The sequence below is a fragment of the Flavobacterium sp. genome, assembly GCF_044338735.1.
Lineage (GTDB): Bacteria > Bacteroidota > Bacteroidia > Flavobacteriales > Flavobacteriaceae > Flavobacterium.
The window spans coordinates 1-11403 of record NZ_JBIIWV010000064.1; the positions used below are offsets into that span (position 1 = coordinate 1).

At 31.4% G+C, this 11403-nt stretch carries 12 protein-coding genes; 3 read left to right on the forward strand and 9 right to left on the reverse strand.

The window, feature by feature from the left end:
* Positions 1 to 50 precede the first annotated feature (50 nt).
* Both ACIQZC_RS05810 and ACIQZC_RS05815 read left to right on the forward strand, forming a co-directional pair.
* Positions 51 to 950, forward strand: a complete 900-nt coding sequence (locus tag ACIQZC_RS05810; RefSeq protein ID WP_396138293.1) for a NifU family protein — start codon at positions 51 to 53, stop codon at positions 948 to 950.
* A 38-nt stretch (positions 951 to 988) separates the two neighbouring features.
* On the forward strand, positions 989 to 3013 hold the full coding sequence (locus ACIQZC_RS05815) for a thioredoxin domain-containing protein (RefSeq protein ID WP_396138294.1): 2025 nt from the start codon (positions 989 to 991) through the stop codon (positions 3011 to 3013).
* Between the two features lie 35 nt (positions 3014 to 3048).
* Here the strand turns inward: ACIQZC_RS05815 and tsaB are convergent, their stop codons facing one another.
* From tsaB to ACIQZC_RS05830, 3 genes are all read right to left on the reverse strand, one after another.
* Entirely contained in the window at positions 3049 to 3708 is a 660-nt protein-coding gene (gene tsaB / locus ACIQZC_RS05820; RefSeq protein ID WP_396138295.1) for a tRNA (adenosine(37)-N6)-threonylcarbamoyltransferase complex dimerization subunit type 1 TsaB, read from the reverse strand.
* Between the two features lie 98 nt (positions 3709 to 3806).
* A complete protein-coding gene (locus ACIQZC_RS05825; RefSeq protein WP_396138296.1) occupies positions 3807 to 5129 on the reverse strand; it encodes an efflux RND transporter periplasmic adaptor subunit in 1323 nt (440 codons plus the stop codon).
* Between the two features lie 22 nt (positions 5130 to 5151).
* Positions 5152 to 6495 carry a TolC family protein gene (locus ACIQZC_RS05830; RefSeq protein WP_396138297.1) on the reverse strand — a complete coding sequence of 448 codons (1344 nt, stop codon included), beginning with the start codon at positions 6493 to 6495 and terminating at the stop codon, positions 5152 to 5154.
* 85 nt (positions 6496 to 6580) lie between these two features.
* Here ACIQZC_RS05830 and ACIQZC_RS05835 point away from each other — a divergent pair, with 85 nt between their 5' ends.
* Positions 6581 to 7975 (forward strand): DUF4403 family protein, encoded by a 1395-nt coding sequence (locus ACIQZC_RS05835; protein ID WP_396138298.1) that lies wholly within the window; start codon positions 6581 to 6583, stop codon positions 7973 to 7975.
* Between the two features lie 15 nt (positions 7976 to 7990).
* On the opposite strand, the gene ACIQZC_RS05840 is transcribed toward ACIQZC_RS05835, so the two are convergent.
* The 6 genes from ACIQZC_RS05840 to ACIQZC_RS05865 all read right to left on the reverse strand — a co-directional run.
* Positions 7991 to 8263: a hypothetical protein gene (locus ACIQZC_RS05840; RefSeq protein ID WP_396138299.1), complete on the reverse strand. Its 273-nt coding sequence runs from the start codon at positions 8261 to 8263 to the stop codon at positions 7991 to 7993.
* Positions 8253 to 8792: a DUF420 domain-containing protein gene (locus ACIQZC_RS05845; protein ID WP_396138300.1), complete on the reverse strand. Its 540-nt coding sequence runs from the start codon at positions 8790 to 8792 to the stop codon at positions 8253 to 8255. Before ACIQZC_RS05845 ends, ACIQZC_RS05840 begins: the two co-directional genes overlap by 11 nt.
* A gap of 101 nt (positions 8793 to 8893) precedes the next feature.
* Entirely contained in the window at positions 8894 to 9520 is a 627-nt protein-coding gene (locus ACIQZC_RS05850) for an SCO family protein (protein ID WP_396138301.1), read from the reverse strand.
* Positions 9521 to 9528: 8 nt separating this feature from the next.
* Positions 9529 to 10230, reverse strand: a complete 702-nt coding sequence (locus ACIQZC_RS05855) for a hypothetical protein (RefSeq protein WP_396138302.1) — start codon at positions 10228 to 10230, stop codon at positions 9529 to 9531.
* Positions 10231 to 10307: 77 nt separating this feature from the next.
* On the reverse strand, positions 10308 to 10658 hold the full coding sequence (locus ACIQZC_RS05860) for a cytochrome C oxidase subunit IV family protein (RefSeq protein ID WP_396138303.1): 351 nt from the start codon (positions 10656 to 10658) through the stop codon (positions 10308 to 10310).
* A gap of 20 nt (positions 10659 to 10678) precedes the next feature.
* Positions 10679 to 11403 (reverse strand): cytochrome c oxidase subunit 3 (locus ACIQZC_RS05865; RefSeq protein WP_396138304.1); only part of this gene is annotated, 725 nt, incomplete at its 5' end.

Below are 11403 nucleotides of genomic sequence, written 5' to 3' on the forward strand. Positions count from 1 at the left end.
ATAATCGATGAACGTCTATTTGTTCTTATCTTTGCAAAAAGAAAACTAAAATGCAAATTACAAGTATAAAACCAACAAACAATCCTGCTATTTTAAAATTTGAATTTGACGAATTTATCGTTCGAACTGAAAATTTTGAATTCAAAAATATCGATGAAACGCAACAATCTCCTTTAGCAAAACAATTGTTTTTTTTACCATTTGTTAAAACGGTATATATTTCGGGAAATTTTATAGCAATTGAAAAATTTTCTATTGTGGAATGGGAAGATGTTCAAAGCGATGTTGCCGAACAAATTGAAGATTTCATTAAAAACGGCGGCGAAATTTTAAAAATTGAAGAAAATAAAAATAAAAAAATGCCCATAACTGTATATGCTGAAACCACTCCAAATCCGGCAGTATTAAAATTTGCTTGTAATAAGTTACTGACAAAAACTCCGATAGAATTCAAAAATATTGACGAAACAGCAGCCTCGCCATTAGCAAAAGAACTTTTTAAATTTTCATTTGTTAAAGAAGTTTTCATTGATGAAAATTATGTCTCTATTACAAAATTTTCAGTGACAGAATGGGATGAAATTACGCTAGAATTAAGAACTTTTATTAAAGGATTTATTGAAAATGGCGGAACAGTAATTGATGAATCGGCTGTTGTAAAAACTGAAAATCATCAAAAACAACAAGAAAGTTATTTTGAAAATTTAGACGTTACATCGCAACAAATTATAAACATTATAGAAGAATATGTAAAGCCTGCTGTTCAAAGTGATGGTGGAAACATTGTTTTTGATTCTTTTGATCCCGCCGAAAAAAGAGTAAAAGTAATCTTACAAGGTGCCTGCAGTGGTTGCCCCTCTTCTACTTTTACATTGAAAAACGGAATTGAAAACATGCTAAAAGACATGTTAAAAGACCAAGACATTAAAGTTGAAGCTATTAATGGCTAATAAGATTTAAAAATATTTTACCTTTAAGCGTTCTATAAATGAACGCTTTTTTTATGAATGAATTACATTTAGAATCTAGTCCGTATTTATTACAGCATTCAACTAATCCTATTTTTTGGAAAGCATGGAATGAAAATACGTTGGCAACAGCCCTAAAAGAAAACAAGCTCATTCTAGTGAGTATTGGCTATGCCGCTTGTCATTGGTGTCATGTTATGGAGCATGAATGTTTTGAAGATGAAGATGTCGCCCAGCTTATGAATGCATCGTTTATTTCAATTAAAGTAGACAAAGAAGAACGTCCTGATGTTGACGCAATTTATATGAAAGCATTACAAATGATGACAGGTCAAGGAGGATGGCCTTTAAATGTTGTTTGTTTGCCCGATGGAAGACCCGTTTGGGGAGCAACCTACGTGAATAAGGAAAATTGGATCAATACCTTGGCACAACTTTCAAAAATATATCAAGAAAACCCTGTAAAAGTTATTGAGTATGCTGAAAAACTCCATGAAGGTTTAACGAGTTTAGGAATTGTTGCACACAACACACATTTGGACGAATTCCCATTTGAGAATATTCATGTTTTAGTTAAAAAATGGCAAAAAAGTTTTGATTTAGAATATGGAGGTTACACCAGAGCACCAAAATTTATGATGCCAAGTAACTTAGATTTTCTACAGTGTTATGGTTTTACTTTTAAAAATGATGACGTTATTAATCATGTCGACTTAACGCTAACAAAAATGGCCTTTGGTGGATTATTTGATACGCTTGGCGGAGGTTTTTCACGCTATTCGGTAGACATGAAATGGCATGTTCCTCATTTTGAAAAAATGTTATATGATAATGCCCAATTAATTTCTGTATATGCAGATGCTTACAAACGAAGTCATAATCCACTATATAAAGAAGTTATTGAAAAAACAATTGCCTTCATAAAAGAGGGACTAACCGATAATCATGGCGGTTTTTATGCGTCATTAGATGCTGATAGCTTAGACAAAAACAATCATTTAGAAGAAGGAGCATTTTATGTTTGGACCAAAACTGAATTAGAGTCGATTTTAAAAGAGGATTTTAATTTATTTGCCGAGGTTTTCAATATAAATCCCTTTGGTTTTTGGGAACACGACAATTATGTGTTGATCCAAAAAGAAAGTAATACTGAAATTGCTCAAAAGAATGGAATTTCAGTTGGTATTCTAATTGAAAAAAAGAAAAATTGGGAAAATAAATTACTGGAAATAAGAAACAAAAGACCAAAACCAAGATTAGATGATAAACGTATAACTTCTTGGAATGCGCTAATGCTAAAGGGATATGCAAATGCTTATGCCGCACTAGGCAATACAACATATTTGGATGCTGCCAAAAAAAATGCATCGTTCATAATGGAAAATCTTTGGGCAAGCAATGGGCATTTATGGCATTCTTTTAAAAACGATAGTGCTAAAATAGAAGGGTTTTTAGAAGATTATGCCTTTACCATAGAGGCTTTTATTCGATTATATCAAGTTACGTTCAATACAGAATATCTTTTAAATGCAAAACAACTAACCGATTATTGTTTGGAGCAATTTTATGATGAACAACAACAATTTTTTGCTTTTACAGCCCGAAATGCCGCTCAATTAATAGCGCCACATTTTGAAGTTGAAGATAATGTTATTCCAGCTGCAAACTCAGTTATGGCAAGTAATTTACACGTTTTAAGTATTTTATTTCACAATACTTATTATGAAAAATTAGTCAATCAAATGTTGCATCATATTACTATAAAAATCGACTATGCTTCGGCTTATTCAAATTGGATGAAATTATGGATGTCTAAAAATATTGGGAAAGAACTGGCAATTTGTGGTGAAAATGCAGTAAACGAATTATCAAAAGTGAATAGCGAATTTCATCCCAATCTTATTATTGCAGGAAGCACAAAAAATAGCTCTTTACCCTTTTTAAATCACCGATTCGTGCCAAACAAAACCTTATTTTACTTGTGTGAAAATAAAAGCTGTTTGCAACCTGAAAACTCCTTTGAAAATATAAAATCCAAAATATAACTTTGAAAAAACTAATTTCAGAGTCAGTTAGTACATTATTTAATCAAAAGAAAATCTTTTAAATAAAAAGGTTCGAAATACGCCACATCAACAAAGTCAGAATTTTGAAATTTCTCAAAAGATAATGCGCTCATTTCTTTGGCCGATGGATATACCACTTCATTATGAAACATAAATTTTTCATCAGTTAATGTGCTAGTAAATTTTCCGATTCCATCGCCAACTAAATGGATTATTTCAGAAATTTCATGGTAAGAACTTTCGTCAATAATTTCGGCCTGTGTTGCTCTAATTTGATTATAATTTGAATCATACATTGCAGAAAAAACTTCCATTCTTCGAGCATCAATCATCGGAAGAATAATACCATTTTCTATTTGAATTTGTTTTGCTAAAAGCTGTAATGTGTCAATTGCAATCAACGGAATATTTAACGCATAACTGAATCCTTTTGCCGAAGAAACACCTATTCGCAACCCTGTATAAGAACCAGGACCTTGACTTACCGCAATGGCATTCAACTCAGAAAACTGAACATCACTTTCCACTAAAATCTGTTCAATAAAAACATGTAATTTTTCAGCATGTGAGAAATTTTCTGTTGCTAATTCTTTGCAAACAATTGTTTTTCCATCTTTAGCTAAAGCTACTGAACAATTCTTTGTGGCGGTTTCTATGTTTAAAATATATGACATGAATGATATTTGAATGGCAAAGTTACTAAGGAATCTAGATTAAAAAAAATAAGACGCTATTTCTAGCGCCTTATCTAACTCAAATATGGGTAATCTATTTATTTTTTTCTTTCCGTTTTTTCTTTCTTATCCTTTTCCGATTCTACTTTTACTTTATCATTAGACGCTAAATCCTTAGAAACAGTTGTATATGGACCAATAATAATTTCTTCACCAGGTTTTAATCCTGAAATAATTTCAATATTTGAATCGTCTTGAATACCTGTTTTTACTACACGAAGTTTCGCTTTATCGCCTACTTTTACAAAAACACATTCAAACTTTTTATCAGATTTTGGAGCGGTTCCTTTTTTCTGTTGCTCTTCTTTTTCAAGCTCTGCAACAATGTCTTTTTTTACCGAAGTAGTATCGTCTTTTATCACCACGGCACTAATTGGCACCGCAACGATGTTTTCTTTGCGCTTGGTAATAATATCTACTGTAGCGGTCATTCCTGGTCTAAATGGCGAATAATTTTCAGGTTTCCCGTCTAATAAATCTTGATATGATTCTTTAAGAATTCTAACTTTTACTTTGAAATTAGTTACTTGATCAGCTGTTAAAGCAGTACTTGCCGAATTGGATATGCTCGTAACAATTCCTTTAAACTCTCTTTTTAAATATGCATCCACTTCAATATTTGCCGAATCGCCAATATTAATTTTTACAATGTCATTTTCGTTTACATCCACTTCAACTTCCATATTGTTTAGGTTTGCAATTCTAAGAATTTCAGTACCTGCCATTTGTTGTGTTCCTAAAACACGCTCTCCTAATTCGATATTCAACAAAGAAATTGTACCATCAGCTGGTGCATAAATAGTAGTTCTTCCTAAGTTATCTTTTGCTTCAGTTACTGTTGCAGAAGCACTTTGTACTTGATAATATGCTGATTGTTTATTAGCAACAGCCACTTCATACGCAGAAACAATTCGATCCCATTCAGCTTTTGAAATAATCCCTTTTTCAAATAATTTTTTGTTACGATCATAGTTTGCCTTTGCTTCTTTTACTTGCGCGTCAGCCTGACTTAATCCGGCTTTTGTGGTGGACATAGAAGCTACTGAACGATTCACTCCAGATTCATATAAATCGGGATTAATTCGAACCAATAAATCTCCTTTTTTAACCTGTTGCCCTTCTTTTATTGGCAATGCAATTACTTCACCTGAAACTTCTGAAGAAATTTTTACTTCAATTTCGGGCTGAATTTTTCCCGTTGCCGATACCGTTTCAACTATTGTAGTTTGTGCAACTTTTGATAATTCAACTATTTTTGAATCATCAGTATTTCCGATAACGCCTCCTTTTTTAAGTCCAACTAATAACAGGATTAATCCAATAGCACTTCCTAATAAAATGAATATGGTTTTCTTTGACATAACTAAATTATTTAATTTTTTATTATTGTTTTTTGATTAATGGTATTCCGAAATAGAATTCTAGTATTTTGGTTCTAAAAATATAATCATATTTTGTTCGTATCACCTCTGATTGCGCATTTTCAAGAGCAAGTGTCGCTTGAGAAAAATCAAACGCATTGAGCAATCCTACATCATATCTTTCTTTTGAAAAATTAAAAGCCTGTTTTCTAGATTCTAAAGACTTTTGGGCTGCTTCAAAAGATTTTTTGGCATTACTCACATCATTATAAGCTTGATATACATTACGTTCTAAATCTAACTCGGCTTGTTTTAATTGAAATTCTGCTCGTTCTTGATTAATTTTTGCTCGTTGTACTCTTCCTCTAGTAGAAAATCCATTTAAAATGGGCACATTAAGTTGTAAACCTATTGCAGTTCCATCAAACAATGATAATTGATCTGCAAAATTAAACGGTGTGCTTTCAGACCATCGAGTGTTGTAACCAATAAAACCTGTTAGCGTTGGTAAATAAGAAGAGCGCGAAATAGCCAAATCTTTTTTAGCAACATCAACATTTGATAAGGCAATTTTTACATCTTTAACCGATTCTTTTGCTTTTGCTAAGATTGCTTCTTGAGTTTCGTTACTTACGTTTGAAAGTGGTAAATCTATAGTTTCATCTGAAATATCAAACGTATCATAATTTTCAATCAACAAAGTTTGACACAACGCAATTTTTGAAATTATTAAAGCATTTTCAGTACTAATAATTTGCTGTTGTTGTGAAGCATCAGTAGCTTGTAATTCATAAATATCACCTGCAGGAACAGTTCCCGCTTCAATTAAATCTTGTGTTCTTTTAAGATTTTCTTTTGTGATTACATTTTGATTTTTTTGAACTTTCAATTGTTCTTTGTTGAACAAAATTTGCAAATAAGAATTTGCTACCGAAAGTGCAATATCATCTTTCATTTTATCCAAACGGTAAGCGTTTGCAATTTTATTTAATTTGGCTCTTTGCAATGTTTTCCAATTTGCCAAACCATTGAACAAAGTTACATTTGAACTAGCGCCAGCAGAAAACGATTTAAAAGTTTCGTTTTGAAATTGATTTGTTACAGGGTTAATACTTGCTCCAGTATTAATGCTGTAATTTGCATTAGCGCTCAAAGTGGGCAAAAAACCACCTAGTGCTTCCATTTTTTCAATAGAAGAAGTTTTTAAATCTAACTCTGATTGCTTAATAGAAATATTATTTTTAATGGCATAATCCACACATTCCTCTAGTGTCCATTTTTTGTTTTGGGCAGTCAATTGTAACCCTACAAAAAGAAACAATAGTATTATTTTTTTTGAAATCATTTTATATACTTTAAATCTCATTTCTTATAAGACCTCTTTTTTGCAATTTTGTTACAGATATCAATTAAAATTTTACTTTTACAACGAAAAAAAATTATTACCCACTATGAAACGATCTTTTTTTGTCAAATTTATTATTTTCAGTTCCCTTTTTCTAATGCTCTCCTGTGGAACTACAAAAAAAATTGAAGCGTTAAAGCCTAACCCGTCAAATGATGCACCATTGGTGTATAAAAACAAAATTTCCTTTGTAACGATGCCTATAGAAATAACACTAAAAGAAATAGAGCATCAGTTAAACAAAAATTTAAACGGATTAATCTACAACGATACCATTTTAAATGACGACAAAACAGAAATGAAAATTTGGAAAACTGCACCTATTAAATTATCCGAAAAAAATGGGAATATTATTTCGGCTATACCCTTAAAAATATGGGCAAAATTTAAATATGGAACTGATTTTATGGGATTAAATGACACGCGTGAAATTAATTTAAATGGAACTATTACGTTAAACAGCGCTTCAAATTTAACCAACTGGAAACTTACAACTTCTTCCAAAATTGAGAGTTTTGAATGGAATGAGAGTCCGAGTATTTTAGTAGCCGGGAAAAATGTTCCGATTACCTATATTATTAATCCAACGTTGGGTATTTTTAAGTCGAAAATTGCAAAAAAAATAGATCAAGCCATTGATAAAACTTGTGATTTTAAACCCCATGTACTCGCTGTTGTTGAAAAATTGAGTACTCCATTTATCACGAGCGAACTCTATGAAACTTGGTTTAAAATGGTTCCTATCGAATTATATGTTACCGATGCAAAGCTTTCGAAATCAAAAATAACTATGAACATGGGTCTGAAATGTAATATGCAAACCATGGTGGGACAACAGCCTAAAAATGGATTTGACGCCTCAAAAATTGTCTTAAAACCAGTTTCTGATATTCCAGAAAAAACAACCGCTTCAGTAGTTGCTGTTTCCACTTATGAAAGTGCTAGTAAAATTGTAACCAAAAATTTTCAAGGACAAGAATTTGCATCGGGAAGCAGAAAAATTGTCGTTCAAAAAGTTGATTTGTGGCACAAAGATGGGAAAATAGTTATTGCATTAGAGGTGTTAGGAAGCATCAACGGAACTATATATTTATCGGGAATTCCTAATTACAATGCTATTACCAAAGAAATTTACTTTGATCAAATGGAATATGTATTAAATACCAAAAGTATTTTAATGAAATCAGCAAACTGGCTCATGCAAGGAACTATTTTGAAGAAAATTCAAGAAAATTGTCGCTATTCAATTAAAGGAAATTTAGAGGAAGGCAAAAAAAGTATGAATCCCTATTTAGCAAATTATTCGCCCATGAAAGGTGTTTTTGTTAACGGAACTTTAAATGATTTCGAATTTGAAAAAGTAGAATTAACAGACAAAGCCATTATTGCATTCATTACTACTTCAGGAAAAATGAGAATCAGTATAGACGGGATGGATTAATTTAGAAGATGAAATTTACTGTGTTTTCTTCTTTCCGTAGCGCATTTTGTAAATGGCATAACCAATAACACCAACTAAAACATACGGAATAGCCATTAAATAGACAATTCCGTCGTTAACAGCCTCCGCTTTTACACCGCCTTCCTCACTTTCAAGTGCGGCACGACACATAGCACATTGAGCTTTTGAGGCAATAGGCAATAGGCAATAGGCAATAGTAAAAACAACTATTTGTAAACTTTTTCCCTTTTCCCTATTCCCTTTTCCCTTTTTATCTTTAGTGAGCATAATAAGGTGAAATCATTAAATAAACAATTACACCTGTAACCGCAACATATAACCAAATTGGAAAGGTAATTTTAGCAATTTTTTTATGTTTATCAAATTGTTGCGACCACGCTTTTACATAGGTAGTTAAAACCAAAGGAATAATGATAACTGACAACACAATATGAGTTATTAAAATGAAATAATATACATATTTAATGATCCCTTCACCTCCAAACTTTGTAGAATCTGAAGTCATGTGATAGGCAACATACATTCCTAAAAATGCAACCGAACAAGCGATAGCCGTTTTCATTAAGTTTTCGTGAAGTTTACGATTTCCGTTCTTAATTGCAATTACAGCAGCTACTAAAATTATAGCGGTTATCCCGTTAATAGTGGCATAAATAGGTGGTAAAAACGATAAAGGTTCTACATCAAAACCCATTCGCTTTAAATTAATCCCAAAAAGCAAAGCAACAACTACTGGTATTGCAATCGATAAAACAACTATTAATTTATTGTATTTTGTTTCTATATTATTTTCCATCTTTTTTATTTTTAAACATATAAGTCATGCAAGTTATTCTCTTTATGTGAACTAATTAAAAAAATATAAGTTCATATAAGTTTTAAAAATTGTTTTGAAACCTATTCTTCTAATAATTTTTTAATATCTTCTTTTATTGCTTCTACTCCCGAAGCTTCAAGTCCATCGTAATATAAAATTGGATTGCCTTGAGTATCTTTTCTGCATCTAATTTTCCCCTCTTTATCTACTAAAGCAAATAAGCCTGAATGTTCAAATCCACCAGCCGCTTTATTATTTTCTCCGGCATATAAATTGAACCCTTTATTCGCTAAATTATAAATATATTCTTTATCGCCCGTTAAAAAATGCCAATTGTAGTGTTTTACGCCTAATAAATCTGCATGCTCTTTTAAAACAGCGGCAGTATCATGTTCTGGATCAATGGTAATGGATGCTAAACCGAAATTAGGGTTTCCATAAAACGCTTCTTGCAATTGCAACATACTTTGATTCATCTTAGGGCAAATTGTAGGACAAGTCGAAAAAAAGAATTCCACCACATATACTTTTCCTAAATAATCTTTATCCGAAATTTTCTTATCGTTTTGATCGGTTAATTCAAATGCAGGAACGGGACCAATTTCAACTAAATCTGATTTTTTACCTCTAGAAATTAATTCATTTACGGTCCAAATTCCAAAAATCAAAATTATGAATGAAATTCCGATATATGATTTATTTTTCATTCGATGTTTTATTTATTTCGTTCAATATTATCTTTGATATTATCTCTAAAAGCATCTTTTCGGGCGTTATTATTCTTTTTAAGCGCTAAACGATACTCGCGAAGTATGATTTTAACATCATCGGTCATTTCATTGTGTAAATCTGCTGCAGAAATAGTATTGTAACTTTCCTTATACTCTTTTTTACCTTTTTTGTTTTTACCTTTTCTCCCGCGGTGATTTAATTCTTTGTCGACAATAATTACATCAGGTGTACCAAAATTTGTATCTAATTTTCCAACTAATTTATAACTATCATAAAAATTTTGAATTTCTTCGGGAGTTGCAAAAACAAATTTCCATCCCGTCATTTCGCCTGTAATTGGTGCTAACTCTTCAAGTATTTGTTTGGCTTTTGCTTCATTTCCAGCAGTAGTAACCATCACCATTTGAAAATCTTTAAATCCTTTATATTTATTATAAATTTTCTGATTTAAATTAAAGAAATTACCTCTGTTTTCAATGACGTTATTTCCTACGAATCCTAAAACCGTAATTTTATCCTTCATACTTATTTTCTCTTGATTTAATCCTACCCAGTTTGCAGGGATATCTGCATTAGCTTTAGAAATAGTTGGTAAAAAAAGAGAATTGTGCGTTGCCGTAGAGAATATTAAATAAATTGCAATAGGCAATACAAAGAGTAATATGAGGACTAATTTATTTTTCATTAGTTATACTAATTTTAGTTCATACAAAAGTAAAAAAAATCCCGATGTAAATCGGGATTAAATTATAGAAACAAGTGTTAAAAATTCCACTTGATGTGTCCGGATTTATAAATATCAAAAACGTATGCTCCTTCAATTAAAACAATAAAGCATAAATATAAGATTAGGAAAACAACTGTCCAAACTATAGATCTTCTTAACCATTTGTTTTCGCCCTCCATATGCATGAAAGCCCAAGTGATATAGTATGCTTTAACAATGGTCAAAATAATGAATAACCAATTTAGTAAAGTCATACCCATAAAATTATTGAAGTATAATGATTTAGGCTTAAAAATACCAAACAAAACTTCAACAATAGTTATTATTGATAGAATTATAAATACCTTCCAAATTCTTCCTGTATGTGATTCGTGTGCTTGTGCCATGATATGCTATTATTAATAAATTATACTAAGTAGAAGAAAGTGAATACAAACACCCATACTAAATCGACAAAGTGCCAATACAATCCTACTTTTTCAACCATTTCGTAACTTTTTCTTTTTTCGTAAGTTCCTAATAAAATATTAAAGAAAATAATGATATTGATCATAACTCCAGTAAATACGTGGAAACCGTGGAAACCTGTTATGAAGAAAAAGAAGTTAGCAAATAATTTACTACCATATTCATTTCTAACTAAGTTAGCTCCTTCTACAACATATTTTGTTTCGGCTAGTCTCTTTAATGATTCTTCTCTGGATAAAACTGTTTTTTCTTTTTCTGCAGTAATTATTTCCGTTCGCACTAAAATAGATTCATCAGCTTTAAAACCTTCTACTATTTCATTGATAGAATGTGATGGAATTGTAGCTTCTGACATGAACCAAAAACCATTATTTCTATTCAATTGTTCTCTATCTTCTGGTAATGTTAAAGCGAAATCTGCAAGTGCTACTCTTTCATATTCTCCATCAGCACCTTTTTTCACAAATTGTAAAATAGATCCACCTTTAGTTTCAACAGCACCATATTCACCTTTGATGAAATTCTTCCATTCCCAAGCTTGAGAACCTAAGAAAATAAATCCTCCAACAATTGTAAGCGCCATATAAACCGCTACTTTATTTTTTTTCATGTGGTGACCAGCATCTACTGCTAACACCATAGTAACAGAAGAGAAAATTAAAA

Excerpts from the sequence above, each read along its gene's own strand:
- ACIQZC_RS05810 (WP_396138293.1), top strand. The coding sequence starts at position 51 with ATGCAAATTACAAGTATAAAACCAACAAACAATCCTGCTATTTTAAAA.
- ACIQZC_RS05815 (WP_396138294.1), top strand. The coding sequence starts at position 989 with ATGAACGCTTTTTTTATGAATGAATTACATTTAGAATCTAGTCCGTAT.
- tsaB (WP_396138295.1), bottom strand. The coding sequence starts at position 3,708 with ATGTCATATATTTTAAACATAGAAACCGCCACAAAGAATTGTTCAGTA.
- ACIQZC_RS05825 (WP_396138296.1), bottom strand. The coding sequence starts at position 5,129 with ATGTCAAAGAAAACCATATTCATTTTATTAGGAAGTGCTATTGGATTA.
- ACIQZC_RS05830 (WP_396138297.1), bottom strand. The coding sequence starts at position 6,495 with ATGAGATTTAAAGTATATAAAATGATTTCAAAAAAAATAATACTATTG.
- ACIQZC_RS05835 (WP_396138298.1), top strand. The coding sequence starts at position 6,581 with ATGAAACGATCTTTTTTTGTCAAATTTATTATTTTCAGTTCCCTTTTT.
- ACIQZC_RS05840 (WP_396138299.1), bottom strand. The coding sequence starts at position 8,263 with ATGCTCACTAAAGATAAAAAGGGAAAAGGGAATAGGGAAAAGGGAAAA.
- ACIQZC_RS05845 (WP_396138300.1), bottom strand. The coding sequence starts at position 8,792 with ATGGAAAATAATATAGAAACAAAATACAATAAATTAATAGTTGTTTTA.
- ACIQZC_RS05850 (WP_396138301.1), bottom strand. The coding sequence starts at position 9,520 with ATGAAAAATAAATCATATATCGGAATTTCATTCATAATTTTGATTTTT.
- ACIQZC_RS05855 (WP_396138302.1), bottom strand. The coding sequence starts at position 10,230 with ATGAAAAATAAATTAGTCCTCATATTACTCTTTGTATTGCCTATTGCA.
- ACIQZC_RS05860 (WP_396138303.1), bottom strand. The coding sequence starts at position 10,658 with ATGGCACAAGCACACGAATCACATACAGGAAGAATTTGGAAGGTATTT.